The sequence below is a fragment of the Pseudomonas sp. FG6 genome (genome assembly GCF_057809015.1).
The window spans coordinates 1-13,859 of record NZ_JBMDJD010000010.1 but is presented as its reverse complement, the minus strand read 5'-3'; the positions used below and the strand labels follow the sequence as shown (position 1 = coordinate 13,859).

Annotated in this window: 13 protein-coding genes; 3 read left to right on the top strand and 10 right to left on the bottom strand. The window is 62.1% G+C overall.

Annotated elements, in window-relative coordinates:
* Nucleotides 1-140 precede the first annotated feature (140 nt).
* From pcaG to pcaR, 7 genes are all read right to left on the bottom strand, one after another.
* Nucleotides 141-707, bottom strand: a complete 567-nt coding sequence (pcaG, locus tag ACODSJ_RS08535; protein ID WP_489101300.1) for a protocatechuate 3,4-dioxygenase subunit alpha — start codon at nt 705-707, stop codon at nt 141-143.
* A gap of 1 nt (nt 708) precedes the next feature.
* The gene (gene pcaH / locus ACODSJ_RS08530) at nt 709-1,413 is read right to left on the bottom strand and encodes a protocatechuate 3,4-dioxygenase subunit beta (RefSeq protein WP_489101299.1); all 705 of its coding nucleotides are present in this window, start codon (nt 1,411-1,413) and stop codon (nt 709-711) included.
* 37 nt (nt 1,414-1,450) lie between these two features.
* Nucleotides 1,451-2,656: a 3-oxoadipyl-CoA thiolase gene (gene pcaF, locus ACODSJ_RS08525; protein WP_489101298.1), complete on the bottom strand. Its 1,206-nt coding sequence runs from the start codon at nt 2,654-2,656 to the stop codon at nt 1,451-1,453.
* On the bottom strand, nt 2,653-3,432 hold the full coding sequence (locus ACODSJ_RS08520; RefSeq protein WP_489101297.1) for a CoA-transferase subunit beta: 780 nt from the start codon (nt 3,430-3,432) through the stop codon (nt 2,653-2,655). Before ACODSJ_RS08520 ends, pcaF begins: the two co-directional genes overlap by 4 nt.
* On the bottom strand, nt 3,429-4,289 hold the full coding sequence (locus tag ACODSJ_RS08515) for a CoA transferase subunit A (RefSeq protein ID WP_489101296.1): 861 nt from the start codon (nt 4,287-4,289) through the stop codon (nt 3,429-3,431). The genes ACODSJ_RS08520 and ACODSJ_RS08515 overlap by 4 nt, the downstream gene beginning before the upstream one ends.
* 188 nt (nt 4,290-4,477) lie before the next feature.
* Nucleotides 4,478-5,824 carry a 4-hydroxybenzoate transporter PcaK gene (gene pcaK / locus ACODSJ_RS08510; RefSeq protein ID WP_489101295.1) on the bottom strand — a complete coding sequence of 449 codons (1,347 nt, stop codon included), beginning with the start codon at nt 5,822-5,824 and terminating at the stop codon, nt 4,478-4,480.
* A gap of 145 nt (nt 5,825-5,969) precedes the next feature.
* The gene (gene pcaR, locus ACODSJ_RS08505) at nt 5,970-6,812 is read right to left on the bottom strand and encodes a pca regulon transcriptional regulator PcaR (RefSeq protein WP_489101294.1); all 843 of its coding nucleotides are present in this window, start codon (nt 6,810-6,812) and stop codon (nt 5,970-5,972) included.
* A gap of 594 nt (nt 6,813-7,406) precedes the next feature.
* Between pcaR and ACODSJ_RS08500 the strand changes: the two genes are divergently transcribed.
* Together ACODSJ_RS08500 and ACODSJ_RS08495 are read left to right on the top strand one after the other, a co-directional pair.
* Entirely contained in the window at nt 7,407-7,607 is a 201-nt protein-coding gene (locus ACODSJ_RS08500) for a hypothetical protein (protein WP_489101423.1), read from the top strand.
* A gap of 367 nt (nt 7,608-7,974) precedes the next feature.
* Entirely contained in the window at nt 7,975-9,450 is a 1,476-nt protein-coding gene (locus ACODSJ_RS08495) for an inorganic phosphate transporter (protein WP_489101293.1), read from the top strand.
* A 251-nt stretch (nt 9,451-9,701) separates the two neighbouring features.
* Here ACODSJ_RS08495 and ccoM read toward each other — a convergent pair whose 3' ends face one another.
* From ccoM to ACODSJ_RS08480, 3 genes are all read right to left on the bottom strand, one after another.
* Nucleotides 9,702-9,818: a cytochrome c oxidase subunit CcoM gene (gene ccoM, locus ACODSJ_RS08490; protein WP_285229303.1), complete on the bottom strand. Its 117-nt coding sequence runs from the start codon at nt 9,816-9,818 to the stop codon at nt 9,702-9,704.
* 223 nt (nt 9,819-10,041) lie between these two features.
* The gene (locus ACODSJ_RS08485; RefSeq protein ID WP_260956956.1) at nt 10,042-10,206 is read right to left on the bottom strand and encodes a hypothetical protein; all 165 of its coding nucleotides are present in this window, start codon (nt 10,204-10,206) and stop codon (nt 10,042-10,044) included.
* A 92-nt stretch (nt 10,207-10,298) separates the two neighbouring features.
* On the bottom strand, nt 10,299-10,640 hold the full coding sequence (locus tag ACODSJ_RS08480) for an aspartate-semialdehyde dehydrogenase (protein WP_489101292.1): 342 nt from the start codon (nt 10,638-10,640) through the stop codon (nt 10,299-10,301).
* A gap of 228 nt (nt 10,641-10,868) precedes the next feature.
* On the opposite strand from ACODSJ_RS08480, the gene rapA reads away from it, so the two are divergent.
* A complete protein-coding gene (gene rapA / locus ACODSJ_RS08475; protein ID WP_489101291.1) occupies nt 10,869-13,715 on the top strand; it encodes an RNA polymerase-associated protein RapA in 2,847 nt (948 codons plus the stop codon).
* Nucleotides 13,716-13,859: the final 144 nt, after the last annotated feature.

Genomic DNA, 13,859 nt, shown 5'->3' with positions numbered 1-13,859 from the left:
TTCCACAGTGTTGCGGCGGCCTGCACTGGCGCCATCGCGGGCAAGCCTTGCTCCCACAACTGTTGCACCACATTTGTGGGAACAGGTTGCAGTCTCTGTGGGAGCAAGGCTTGCCCGCGATGGCATCACCACAGGTTCGATCAGTAATCGAAGAACACCGTCTCGGCATCCGTACCCTGCAGGATCACGTTCCACTGATAGATGCCCGATGCATCGGGACGGGTGATCAACGTGGCACGACGCTCCTCAGGTACGCAGGCCAGCAGCGGATCGGTTTCGTTGGCCTGCTCACCGTCAAAATAGATGCGCGTCAGCAAGTGCTTGACCAGCCCACGGGCAAACACCAGCACCACCAGGTGCGGTGCCTGGGTCGTGCCGTTGAGGCCCGGCACGCTGCCCGGCTTGATGGTGGTGAAACGAAAACGCCCTTCGGCATCCACCGGCACCCGGCCGAAGCCTTCGAAGTGCGGGTCCAGGGGTTTGTCCTGATCGTCTTCCGGGTGAGCGTATTTACCGGCGGCGTTGGCCTGCCAGACTTCCAGCATCGCGTCGTTGACGAACTGGCCGTTGCCGTCGATCACCTGTCCGGTGATCGCCACGCGCTGGCCGAGGGTTTGCGCAACGGTCAGGTCTTCGCGGTTCAGCCAGGTCAGGCCGATGTGGTAGTACGGGCCAACGGTGTGGGACGTGGTGGCGGTAAGCGTCATCTTATTTCTCCATCGGCGTGGCATCGCGGCCGCGCAAGACGATGTCCCAGCGATAACCGAGGGCGTAGTGAGGGACGGTTTTTTCCAGGTCGAAGCTGGCGATCAAGCGTTCCTTGGCGCGGGTGTCCGGCACGCAGTTGTAGATCGGGTCGTAGGCCAGCAGTGGGTCGCCGGGGAAATACATCTGCGTCACCAGCCGCGTCAGAATGCTCGGCCCGAACAGTGAGAAATGGATATGCGCCGGGCGCCAGGCGTTGTGGTGGTTGCCCCACGGATAGGCGCCAGGCTTGATGGTCTGGAACTGGTACCAGCCGTCGGCATCGGTGACGGTGCGGCCGGTGCCGGTGAAGTTCGGGTCCAGCGGCGCATTATGGTTGTCGCGGTCATGGTTGTAGCGGCCGGCGGCATTGGCTTGCCAGATCTCCACGAGAATGCCCGGCACTGGCTGGCCGTGCTCATCCAGCACGCGCCCGTGAATGATGATCCGCTCCCCCAGCGGCTCGCCGGCATGCTGCGCGGTGAGGTCGTTGTCCTGCTCCTGGATACGTTCGGCGCCTACGGTCGGGCCCGTAATTTCCGACAACGAATGGGGCAGGAACACCAGCGGCTTGGACGGCGAGCGCAGGTTGGTGGACTGGTACGGCGGGTGCAGATATTCCGGCTGGGTGCCCGCTTGGGGGCGACGATAACCAGGCTTGTCAGTCATGAAGCATTCCTCGTTTTCTTATTAGTAGGACGACGCGTCAGACACGTTCGATGGCCAATGCCAGACCCTGGCCGACGCCGACACACATGGTCGCCAGGCCTTTCTTGCCGCCGGTCTTTTCCAGATGATGCAGCGCGGTCAGCACCAAGCGCGCCCCGCTCATGCCCAGCGGATGGCCAAGGGCGATCGCCCCGCCGTTCGGGTTGACCTGCGGCGCATCGTCCGCCAGCCCGAGGTCGCGCAGCACCGCCAGACCCTGGCTGGCAAAGGCCTCGTTGAGTTCGATCACGTCGAAATCCGCCACCGCCAACCCCAAGCGCTCGGTGAGCTTGCGCACCGCCGGCACCGGGCCGATGCCCATCACCCGGGGCGCGACGCCGGCACTGGCCATGCCCAGCACTTTGCCGCGCGGGGTCAAGCCATGTTTTTTCACCGCCTCGGCCGACGCCAGGATCAATGCCGCCGCGCCATCGTTCACCCCCGAGGCGTTACCCGCCGTGACGGTCTTGTCCGGACCGTTGACCGGCTTGAGTTTGCCCAGGGCCTGCAGGGTGGTGTCGGCGCGCGGATGTTCGTCCTGCTCGACCACGGTTTCGCCTTTCTTGTGGGCGATGCGCACCGGCACGATTTCCTCGGCGAAGTAGCCTGCCACTTGGGCAGCAGCCGTCCGTTGCTGACTGCGCAGGGCGAAAGCGTCCTGATCCTCGCGGGAAATTTCGTAGTCGTCGGCGACGTTATCACCCGTCTGCGGCATGGCATCCACGCCGTATTGGGCCTTCATCAATGGGTTGATGAAGCGCCAGCCAATGGTGGTGTCCTCCAGCTTCATGTTGCGCGAGAACGCCGCGTCGGCCTTGCCCATCACGAACGGCGCGCGGGACATGGACTCCACGCCGCCAGCGATCGCCAACTCCATTTCGCCGCTGGCGATGGCGCGGAACGCTGTGCCGATGGCATCCATGCCCGAGGCACAGAGGCGGTTGAGGGTCACGCCGGGAATGCTCTCCGGCAAGCCCGCCAACAGCAGCGCCATGCGCGCCACGTTGCGGTTGTCTTCACCGGCCTGGTTCGCGCAGCCGAGGAACACTTCGTCCACCGCACGCCAGTCCACCGACGGGTTGCGCTCCATCAACGCCTTGATCGGCACGGCCGCCAGGTCATCGGCGCGCACGCCCGACAAACCGCCGCCGAAACGGCCGATGGGGGTGCGAATCGCATCACAGATATACACGTCGCGCATCACGCTTCTCCCGGTGCCTGGCCGTGGGCCGCTGCGGTACGCGCTTCCAGGTCGCGCAGTGCGCGCAGCTCCACCTCGGTCGGCTCGGCGGTGGTGTGCACTTGGTCGGCGAAACGGATCGCCCAACCGGTGGCCGTAATGACTTGCTCGCGGGTCACCCCGGAGTGTAGCGAGGTGACTACGAATTCATGGGTGTCGACTTCCGGCTCCATGATGCACAGGTCGGTGATGATGCCGACGGGCCCTGCGCCCGGCAGGCCCAGGCGTTTGCGCGAATCACCGCCCTCGCCGTGACCGACCGAGGTGATGAAATCCAGTTTGTCGACAAATGAGCGCGCCGACTGCTTGAGGATGATCAGCACGCTCTTGGCCGAGCCGGCGATTTCCGGCGCGCCACCGGCGCCCGGCAGGCGGACTTTCGGCTGATGGTAATCGCCCACCACCGTGGTGTTGATGTTGCCGAAACGGTCGACCTGGGCGGCGCCGAGAAAACCGACGTCGATGCGCCCGCCCTGCAGCCAGTAGCGAAAAATCTCACCGGTTGGCACGACAGTATCCGCGGTTTCCGCCAGCTCACCGTCGCCGATGGACAGCGGCAGCACGCTGGGCTTGGCGCCGATCGGACCGGACTCGTAGATCAGCACGACATCCGGCGAGGACGTCAGCCGCGCCAGGTTGGCGGCTTTCGACGGCAGGCCGATGCCAACGAAGCACACCGCATTGTTTTTCAACCGCCGCGCCGCGGCGACGGTCATCATCTCGTTGGTGGTGTAGGTCATGGTTTCACCTGCGAAGCGGCTGCCAGTCTGGCCTGGAATTCACTGAAGTCCCGGGTGCCGTGGATGTATTCGTCGATCCACGCGGTAAAGGTCCCACGGTCTCGGGCGATCGGGTCCCACGCCTGGTAGAAACGGTTGTCACGCTCGGTGTAGCCATGGGCGTAGGACGGATGGGCACCGCCCGGTACCCGGCACACGGCGCTCAAGGCCCAGGTCGGCAGTACGCAGGCGTTCATCGGTGCGTTGAGGTCGTCGACGATTTCCTCCACGGTGACGATGCAACGCTGGGCGGCCAAGGCGGCTTCTTTCTGCACACCGAGAATGCCCCACAGCAACACGTTGCCCTTGCGGTCGGCTTTCTGTGCGTGAATCACCGTGACATCCGGGCGCACCGAAGGCACGGCGGCCAGCACTTCGCCGGTGAAGGGACAGGTCACGCTCTTGATCAGCGGGTTGACCTTCGGCAGGTCAGAACCGGCGTAGGCCCGCAGCACCGCGAACGGTAGGCCGGAGGCCCCGGCGACGTAGGCGTTGGCCAGGTCGGCATGGCTGTGCTCTTCGATTTCCATCGCGTGCGGCCATTGCTTTTCCACGGCATCGCGCAACCGGTGCAACGACCCCACGCCAGGGTTGCCACCCCAGGAGAAGATCAACTTGCGGGCACAACCGGCGCCGATCAGTTGGTCGTAGATCAGGTCAGGTGTCATCCGCACCAGGGTCAGCTCTTTCTTGCCCTGGCGAATGATTTCATGACCCGCCGCCGTAGGAATCAGGTGAGTGAAGCCTTCGAGCGCGACGGTATCGCCGTCGTTGACGAACTGCTTCACCGCGTCATGCAGCGAAAGGATTTCAGCCATGGGGCAGGCTCCCGTTTTCCAGTAGACCGACATGAAGAGATGGCGTGAGATTGGCGCCGGAGTGACTGAAGGTTAAGCCGAGGAAAAAGGCCAAACAATCCGATAATCGACTGAGTGTTCGGTTATCGAACGGATTGTTGTTTGGCTATCGATTTATCCAAGCCCGCTCCCACAGGAGTCATCGTGATTTAAGTCGCATCCGCATGACTGACCATGCCCTTGATCACCACCGCCGTGGTCGCCAGGGCAGCCGGGATCACCAGCGCGGTCAGGACTTGCTCGAAGCTCCACCCCAGGCCCAGCAGGGTCGCGCCCATCCAGGCCCCGAGGATCGCGCCGAATCGACCGATGCCCAGCATCCACGAGACACCGGTGGCCCGGCCTTGGGTCGGGTAGAAACGCGCCGCCAGGGACGGCATCGCCGATTGCGCACCGTTGACACACATGCCGGCCAACAGCACCAGGGTGGCGAGCACAGCGATGTTGCCCAGGCTTTGCCCGACCGCGTAGGCAAAGATCCCGGCCATCAAGTAGAAAAGGCCAATGACCTTGTGGGGATTGAACCGGTCCATCGCCCATCCCACGCCGACCGCGCTCAACACGCCACCGAACTGGAACAGCGCGCCAATAAACGCCGCCTGCTCCATGCTCGCGCCACTGTCGCGCATCAAGGTCGGCAACCAGCTGGTCAGCAGGTAAACGATCACCAGCCCCATGAAATAGGTCAGCCACAACAGCAGCGTGCCGGCGCTGAAGCGACCGGAGAAGATCACCGCCAATACATTGCGGGCCTTGACGGTCTGCTGTTCCGGGACACTGAAGCTCGCCGCCTGGGCAACGCGCTGCGGATCGATCGGTGCCAGGGCCTTGCGCACCTTGTCGGTGTCGCGATTACGCACCACCAGGTAACGGGCCGACTCCGGCAACCAGAACAGCAACACGACGGCCAGGATCAGCGGCAGGATCCCGCCGATCAACAACAGGCTGTGCCAGCCGAACGTCGGTATCAGCTTGGCGGAGATAAACCCACCGCCGGCCATGCCCAGGTTGAAGCCGCAGAACATGCTGGTCACCAGCAAGGATTTCTTGCGTTCCGGGGTGTACTCCGACAGCAAAGTGGTAGCGTTCGGCATCCCCGCACCCAGGCCCAGCCCGGTGAGGAAACGCAACATCAATAATTGATCGACGTTGGTGCTGTAGGCGGACGCCAGACTGAAAGCGCCAAACAGCACCACCGCCCCCACGAGTACGACTTTTCGCCCGAAACGGTCAGCCAACGGCCCTGAGCCCAGTGCGCCGAACACCATGCCAATCAGCGCGGCACTCATGACCGGGCCAAGGCTGGCGCGATCGATCCCCCAATCCTGGGACAGCGCCGGGGCAATGAAGCCCATGGCGGCCGTGTCGAGACCATCGAGGAACACAATCAAAAAACACAGGATCACCACCCGCCATTGGTAGCGCGAAATGGGTTGGGCGTTGATGAAGGACTGCACATCAAGGCAATGGCCTACAGAGGTCTGGGGCTGGTTCATCGCGTCTCTCATTATTATTGTGTCGAGTCGCCCTCCAGCGCACGAGCCAGGCTCGATCACGCCGGATGACGCTGCCGCGACATTAATGAGGCGAGGTAAATACCGTCAATTCGCTGGGGACGACTCTGTGCGGTGATCGAACAGCTTAGGCGAACAGCTGCGCACTCAGGTCCCGACTGGCCCCTAGCAAACCGGGCAGGAAGCGCTGCTCCAGCTCATTGCGACTGACCCGTCCGGCGTGGGTGCTGACGTTCAGGGCCGCGACCACCTGGCCGGACGCGTCGTACACCGGCACGGCAATCGAGCGCAGGCCCTGCTCCAGTTCCTGGTCGACGATGCACCAACCTTGCTTGCGCACCTCTTGCAGGCACTCCAGCAACGCTTCGGGGGTATGCAGGGTCCGACTGGTCTTGGCCTGCAGGTCGGCGTGGTCCAGGTAGTCGCGCAGCGATGCATCGTCCAGGGCCGCCAGGAGAATCCGGCCCATGGACGTGCAATAGGCTGGCAAGCGCCCGCCGACGGACAAGTCCACGGAAATCAGGCGCTGGGTCGTGGCCGAGCGGGCGATATAAAGAATGTCGTCGCCTTCGAGCGTTGCCATGTTGCAGGCTTCGTGCAGTTGCTCGCTCATGCGGTCCAGATAGGGCTGGGCAGAAACGGCCAGGGGCGTGGACGACAAATAGGCGTGGCCGAGGGTCAGCACTTTGGGCAGCAGCGAATAGGTGCGCCCGTCCGTGGTGGCGTAGCCCAGCTTGATCAAGGTATGCAGGCAGCGCCTGACGGCGGCGCGCGGGATTTCCGTGCGATGACTGATCTGGGCAATGGTCAGGTGCCGCTTGCGCTCCTGGAACGCCTGGACCACAGCCAGGCCTCGCGCCAGGGAAGTCATGAAGTCCGGGTCGCCGGTCAGCGCCTGGATCCGCTTGGCCGGAGACGCGACAATCGGTGGCGCCACTGAAGTGAAGGCGTTGCGCAGCTGGTCGTTCATTGTCGGGTCCTTCTCCGGGAAGTGAGGGCTATTACAAGCGCCAGTCCTTTCGAGAGACAAGGGTTGGCCTGCCAAGAGCGTTCGATTATCGAACCGCCGCGCGATAATCGCAATTCCACAGCCCCCTTTGCCACCGCTGAGCCCTGACAAGCGCTCGATAAAGTTCGAGGAGCAACTCCGGCGACCATTTCAAGCACGCTGTACATCATATTGAACTTGTCACAATGAATGACGTCAGGATACCGACACACTTGAAAAATCGACCTGACCCAAGGGTCACAAGTTGCACATACAAATATTGATGCACACAACAACTGAGACTTTTAACTTCCCGATAGTGTTATCCGGCCGGACCGCTATAATGCAACCCAGTGACGCTGCGGCCATTCGACCGCACCGTCCGGCAGGCACGGTGGTTTACACCTCGGTGCCGGCAACAGGTGCCCGAAGCGCCGTTCATGGCTGCTTTCCCTGTATTGGCAACAACACGAAGCCCTGATGCTACGTCAGCTGTCAGCTCTGGTGCCGTGGCCGTCTGCATGCACGCATGCAGTGCGTATCACCAGATTCAATTTCAATTCATTAGGTAACACTGTGACGAAAGAAGAACTGCGCGCGGAACTTGAGCGCCAGGAACAACGTTACAAGGAAGTTTACGGCGGTGAAGTCACCACTTATGCCGCCCAACCTGAACCTGAACGCAAACCTTGGCGCAAACGTGCCACTGTCCAGGACCAGGCTTTCACCCAGGAACTTCAGAAGATGGAAAAAGAACTCCGTGCCGATGAGCAATGACGCCCAAGCCCCGAAGTTCTTGTGACTGCGGTATCCGGCCGACACCCAGGCCGGACGCCGGTACCGGATGCCCGCCATGAGCGGGCCGCCCCCCTCGCCCGCCAATCGGTCGAGAAATGCTCCTGCTGACTTTCTTTTCAGATATTTCACACAGCGCTCTGACCCTTTTCATTTTTCCTGACACCCCTTGTCCGTCGGGCTTTCCAGCCCGAAATCAATGGCTTGCGCCAGCTGTCGGCAAGCCCGGCCAGACGGGCTTTCCACAATTTTTTTCGTTGAAGAATGTTACCGACGAGCAGGCGATGCATCGATTCCCACGGTTTTCTGGCATAATCGCGCCCCCTTATGACCGGGTCAGAAAACCTTCATGATCGATTTATTCAGCGGACTGGATGCTTGGGTGCTTGTGAGCCTCTTCCTCGCCCTGGCTTTTGTCCTCGCCTTCGAGTTCATCAACGGCTTTCATGACACCGCTAACGCGGTTGCCACTGTTATCTACACCAAAGCCATGCCGCCCCACCTGGCGGTGTTCTTTTCCGGCGTGTTCAACTTCCTCGGCGTGCTGCTGGGCGGCGTGGGCGTGGCGTACGCCATCGTCCATCTGTTGCCCGTGGAACTGCTGATCAACGTGAACACCGGACACGGGCTGGCCATGGTGTTTTCGCTGCTCGCAGCGGCCATCACCTGGAACCTGGGCACCTGGTACTTCGGTATCCCGGCGTCCAGCTCCCATACCCTGATCGGTTCGATCCTCGGCGTGGGCCTGGCCAACGCGCTGATCAACGATATTCCGTTGGCCGACGGGGTGAACTGGCAGAAGGCGATCGACATCGGCGCCTCCCTGGTATTCTCGCCGATGGCCGGTTTCCTTGTCGCCGCCCTGGTATTGATCGGCCTGAAGTGGTGGCGTCCGATCTCCAAGATGCACAAGACGCCGGAACAGCGTCGCAAGGTCGACGACAAGAAACACCCACCGTTCTGGAACCGCCTGGTGCTGGTGATTTCGGCCATGGGCGTGAGCTTCGTCCACGGTTCCAACGACGGCCAGAAAGGTATCGGCCTGATCATGCTGGTGCTGATCGGTATCGTGCCTTCGCAGTTCGTACTCGACCTGGGCAGCACCACCTACCAGATCGAGCGGACCCGCGACGCGACCCTGCACCTGAGCCAGTTCTACAAGCGCAACAGCGATTCCCTGGGTGAATTCCTGGCGCTGGGCAAAAGCGTGGAAGGCGATCTGCCGGAGAAATTCCGCTGCAACCCGCAGCAGACCGAACCCACCATCAATGCCCTGCTCGATACCCTCAAGGGCGTGGCGGACTATCACTCGCTGCCGTCGGAAAGCCGCATCGAAGTGCGCCGCTACCTGCTCTGCCTGGACGATACGGCGAAGAAGGTCGGCAAGTTGCCGGAGCTGGCTGCGCGTGAAAAAGACGACCTGAACAAGCTGCGCAAGGACCTGACCGGCACCACCGAGTACGCGCCGTTCTGGGTGATCCTGGCGGTCGCCCTGGCGCTGGGCCTGGGCACCATGATCGGCTGGAAACGTGTGGTGCTGACCATCGGTGAAAAAATCGGCAAGCAAGGCATGACCTATGCCCAAGGCATGTCGGCCCAGATCACCACCGCGTGCATGATTGGCCTGGCCAACATCTTCAGCCTGCCGGTATCCACCACCCATGTGCTGTCCTCGGGCGTAGCCGGCACCATGGTCGCGAACAAGAGCGGCCTGCAAGGCGGCACCGTGCGCAACATCCTGCTGGCCTGGGTACTGACCCTGCCAGCGACCGTGGCCCTGTCGGCCGGCCTGTTCTGGCTGGCGTCCAAGGCCATTGGCAGCTGATTCCAGCCGCTGACAAAAAAGGTGCGACCCTTGCGGGTCGCACCTTTTTTTATGCCAAGACACTGAACAACTTGTGGGAGCGGGCTTGCTCGCGAATGCGGAGGGTCGGTCACCTTACTTTTTCTGATCCAGCGCATTCGCGAGCAAGCCCGCTCCCACAGTGGTTCTTCGTACCCTCAGAAAATGCGCAAAAAAAAAGGGCGACCGAAGTCGCCCAAAATGCCTTGCGTGCTCGTTGTAGCTGGAAAGACCTACGGTTTTCTGCGCTTGTGTGCGTCTTTCCAGATGAATAATCCAAAGCCGGCGAAAAATACAAACATGAGGCCTACGGTCAACACCCCGGCAAACACCACATTATCGAAAAACATGACTGGCCTCCTGGTCTTGCCCTTGCTGCGATGGGTTCAAGTTAACCAATCAGGCCTGGATGGAAATTGACCGGGGTCAATAACGCCCGCAACGGGGCGTAAAGGTGGGGAATAAACTGATCTGCATCAACAAATAGAGGGGGTGTCGCCGTCGAATTATAGTGCCGACAACAAAATTAAGAGCCGTCAACGAATCACGAGGGACGTCAAACCAGGGACGCCATCAACGCTTCTTCTTCGGTTTGTTTTTCGGCTTTTTCCCAGGCTTGCCCAATGGCATGGCTTGCTCGAAAGCCTGGCGGACTTCGTTGAGGCGTTTTTCATTGAGGTCATGAACGCGCTTGGCGCGTTCGGCGCTGAGGTCGATCAGCTTGTCGTCTTGGCTCATGGCGTGTCGGCACCGATGTGGAATGCGAATGCGTCCATGATGCGGGCTGTTGCAAGCGTTGACCAGCCTGCGTACGTCGGCCAGCCTGCGGATCAGATCTTGATATCGACCCACAATCCCCGGCGCGCTTCATCTTCAATCAGCGGCACCACGGGCACGGTGTTGTCGGCATTGAGCTCAGTCCCAGGCACCGCCAGATGCTCCTCAGGGTCTTCGTCGGCTTCGCGGCGGCGCCTGTCGCGCTCCTGCTGGCGTTGCTGTTCCTCGCGCAACAGCAGCGCGGACTCTTGCGGATCGCGTTTTTGCAGGTCGATGGTGCTCTCGTTGGAGGTTTGTTGCACCGGGACCACGGGCGGTATATCCGGTCGCTGGCGGACTGGATCCTGTTGAGCGGTGATGGGTACGGCGCTCAAAGGGAGCATGGTTGGCAACATAAAGGTCTCCTGTCCTCAGGTTGTCGGCGGCACCCTTGAAGGCTTGAACCGCTGGTCCGAAACTTGTGATCCGGTTGGCACTACTACACTTAAGCAGTGCGGAGCCTGTTTGATCGTCGGACGCGTTTAAGTTCCCTGCGGTGAGCACCGCGAGCATACGTAAGTCCTTTGGTCTGAAGACGCATTCCGTTAAGATAACCGGCTTTTTCAAGGCGGGAGTCAGGCAGCATGGCGCAGCAGTATCAACCGGGGCAACGCTGGATCAGTGACAGCGAAGCCGAGCTGGGTTTAGGCACCGTTCTGGCACAGGACGGTCGCTTGTTGACCGTGCTCTACCCGGCCACTGGCGACACACGCCAGTACGCGCTACGGAATGCACCCCTCACCCGCGTGCGGTTTTCGCCGGGCGATGTGATCACTCATTTCGAAGGCTGGAAAATGACCGTGCGCGAAGTCGATGACATCGACGGGTTGCTGGTCTACCACGGCCTCAACGGGCAGAACGAAGCCGTCACCCTGCCGGAAACCCAACTGTCGAACTTCATCCAGTTCCGCCTGGCCAGCGACCGTCTGTTCGCCGGCCAGATCGATCCGCTGGCCTGGTTCTCCCTGCGTTATCACACCCTGGAACACACCAGCCGCCAGTTGCAGTCCCCGCTCTGGGGCCTGGGCGGCGTACGCGCCCAGCCGATCGCCCACCAGTTGCACATTGCCCGTGAAGTGGCCGACCGCATTGCCCCGCGAGTATTGCTGGCGGACGAAGTGGGCCTGGGCAAAACCATCGAGGCCGGCCTGATCATCCATCGGCAGCTGCTTTCCGGGCGCGCCAGCCGCATCCTGATCCTGGTGCCGGAAAACCTTCAGCACCAGTGGCTGGTGGAAATGCGCCGACGGTTCAACCTGCAGGTCGCGCTGTTCGATGAAGAGCGCTTCATCGAAAGCGATGCCAGCAACCCGTTCGAAGACACCCAACTGGCACTGGTGGCATTGGAGTGGCTGGTGGACGACGAGAAGGCCCAGGACGCGCTGTTCGCCGCCGGTTGGGACCTGATGGTCGTCGACGAAGCCCACCACCTGGTCTGGCACGAAGACCAGGTCAGCCCGCAATACGCGCTGGTCGAGCAACTGGCCGAGACGATCCCCGGCGTGCTGCTGCTTACCGCGACCCCGGAACAACTGGGCCAGGACAGCCACTTCGCACGCCTGCGCCTGCTGGACCCGAACCGCTTCCATGACCTCAAGGCCTTCCGCGCCGAGAGCGAAAACTATCGCCCGGTGGCCGAAGCCGTGCAGGAACTGCTGGACAAGGGACGTCTCTCGCCCAAGGCCCACGACACCATCCGTGGCTTCCTGGGTAACGAAGGCGAAGCGCTGCTGACCGCCGTCAATGATGGCGACGTCGAGGCCAGCGCCCGTCTGGTGCGCGAACTGCTGGACCGCCACGGCACCGGCCGCGTGCTGTTCCGCAACACCCGCGCTGCGGTGCAGGGCTTCCCGGAGCGCAAGCTGCACGCCTACCCGCTGCCGTGCCCGGACGAATACCTCGAACTGCCCTTGGGCGATCACGCCGAGCTGTACCCGGAAGTCAGCTTCCAGGCCCAGGCCGATACCAGCGAAGAAGAACGCTGGTGGCGTTTCGACCCGCGCGTGGAATGGCTGATCGACACCCTCAAGATGCTCAAGCGCACCAAAGTGCTGGTGATCTGCGCCCACGCCGAAACCGCCATGGACCTGGAAGACGCCTTGCGCGTGCGCTCCGGCATCCCGGCCACGACCTTCCATGAAGGCATGAGCATTCTGGAGCGTGACCGCGCCGCGGCCTATTTCGCCGACGAAGAGTTCGGCGCCCAGGTGCTGATCTGCTCGGAAATCGGCAGTGAAGGTCGCAACTTCCAATTCGCCCATCACCTGGTGCTGTTCGACCTGCCGTCCCACCCGGACCTGCTGGAACAGCGGATCGGTCGCCTGGACCGGATCGGCCAGAAGCACACCATCGAATTGCACGCGCCGTACCTGGAAACCAGCCCGCAAGCGCGGCTGTTCCAGTGGTACCACGAGGCCCTGAACGCCTTCCTCAACACCTGCCCGACCGGCAACGCCTTGCAGCATCAGTTCGGCCCACGCCTGCTGCCCTTGCTGGAAGAAGCCGACGATGGCCAGTGGCAAGCGCTGATCGACGAAGCCCGCGCCGAGCGTGAACGCCTGGAAGCCGAACTGCACACCGGTCGCGACCGGCTGCTGGAGCTCAACTCCGGAGGCGCCGGTGAAGGCGACGCGTTGGTGGAAGCGATCCTTGAGCAGGACGACCAGTTCGCCCTGCCGATCTACATGGAGACCCTGTTCGACGCCTTTGGCATCGACAGCGAAGACCATTCGGACAACGCGCTGATCCTCAAGCCGAGCGAAAAAATGCTCGACGCCAGCTTCCCGCTGGGCGACGACGAAGGCGTGACCATCACGTACGACCGCAACCAGGCGCTGTCTCGCGAAGACATGCAGTTCATCACCTGGGAGCACCCGATGGTGCAAGGCGGCATGGACCTGGTGTTGTCTGGCTCGATGGGCAACACCGCCGTGGCGCTGATCAAGAACAAGGCGCTCAAGCCCGGCACCGTGTTGCTGGAGCTGCTCTATGTCAGCGAAGTGGTCGCCCCGCGCGCGCTGCAACTGGGCCGCTACCTGCCACCGGCCGCCCTGCGCTGCCTGCTCGACACCAACGGCAACGACCTGGCCGCCCGGGTATCGTTTGAAACGCTGAACGACCAGCTCGAAAGCGTGCCACGCACCAGTGCCAACAAGTTCATCCAGGCGCAACGTGACCAGCTCACGCCACGGATCAACGCCGGGGAAGACAAAGTCGCCCCGCGTCATGCCGAACGCGTCGCCGACGCCCAACGCCGCCTGGCCGCCGACATCGACGAAGAACTGGCACGCCTGACCGCCCTGCAAGCCGTCAACCCGACCGTCCGCGACAGCGAACTGGCAGCCCTGCGCCAACAGCGCGAGCAAGGCCTGGCGATGCTTGAAAAAGCGGCGTTGCGCCTGGAGGCGATTCGGGTATTGGTGGCGGGCTGACGTCCTAGAGCAAGCCCCTGTGGCGAGGGAGCTTGCTCCCGCTGGCCTGCCAAGCAGGCCCTTGCACTGTTTCAGGTAAACCGCATTGCCTGGTTTTGCGACTGCTGCGCCCGAGGCGTCGGACCGGCCGAGCGGGAGCAAGCT

Bases quoted from the DNA above. Each gene is read 5' to 3' on its own strand.
- pcaG (WP_489101300.1), bottom strand. From the start codon at position 707: ATGACGCTTACCGCCACCACGTCCCACACCGTTGGCCCGTACTACCAC.
- pcaH (WP_489101299.1), bottom strand. From the start codon at position 1,413: ATGACTGACAAGCCTGGTTATCGTCGCCCCCAAGCGGGCACCCAGCCG.
- ACODSJ_RS08520 (WP_489101297.1), bottom strand. From the start codon at position 3,432: ATGACCTACACCACCAACGAGATGATGACCGTCGCCGCGGCGCGGCGG.
- ACODSJ_RS08515 (WP_489101296.1), bottom strand. From the start codon at position 4,289: ATGGCTGAAATCCTTTCGCTGCATGACGCGGTGAAGCAGTTCGTCAAC.
- pcaK (WP_489101295.1), bottom strand. From the start codon at position 5,824: ATGAACCAGCCCCAGACCTCTGTAGGCCATTGCCTTGATGTGCAGTCC.
- pcaR (WP_489101294.1), bottom strand. From the start codon at position 6,812: ATGAACGACCAGCTGCGCAACGCCTTCACTTCAGTGGCGCCACCGATT.
- ACODSJ_RS08495 (WP_489101293.1), top strand. From the start codon at position 7,975: ATGATCGATTTATTCAGCGGACTGGATGCTTGGGTGCTTGTGAGCCTC.
- ccoM (WP_285229303.1), bottom strand. From the start codon at position 9,818: ATGTTTTTCGATAATGTGGTGTTTGCCGGGGTGTTGACCGTAGGCCTC.
- ACODSJ_RS08485 (WP_260956956.1), bottom strand. From the start codon at position 10,206: ATGAGCCAAGACGACAAGCTGATCGACCTCAGCGCCGAACGCGCCAAG.
- ACODSJ_RS08480 (WP_489101292.1), bottom strand. From the start codon at position 10,640: ATGTTGCCAACCATGCTCCCTTTGAGCGCCGTACCCATCACCGCTCAA.
- rapA (WP_489101291.1), top strand. From the start codon at position 10,869: ATGGCGCAGCAGTATCAACCGGGGCAACGCTGGATCAGTGACAGCGAA.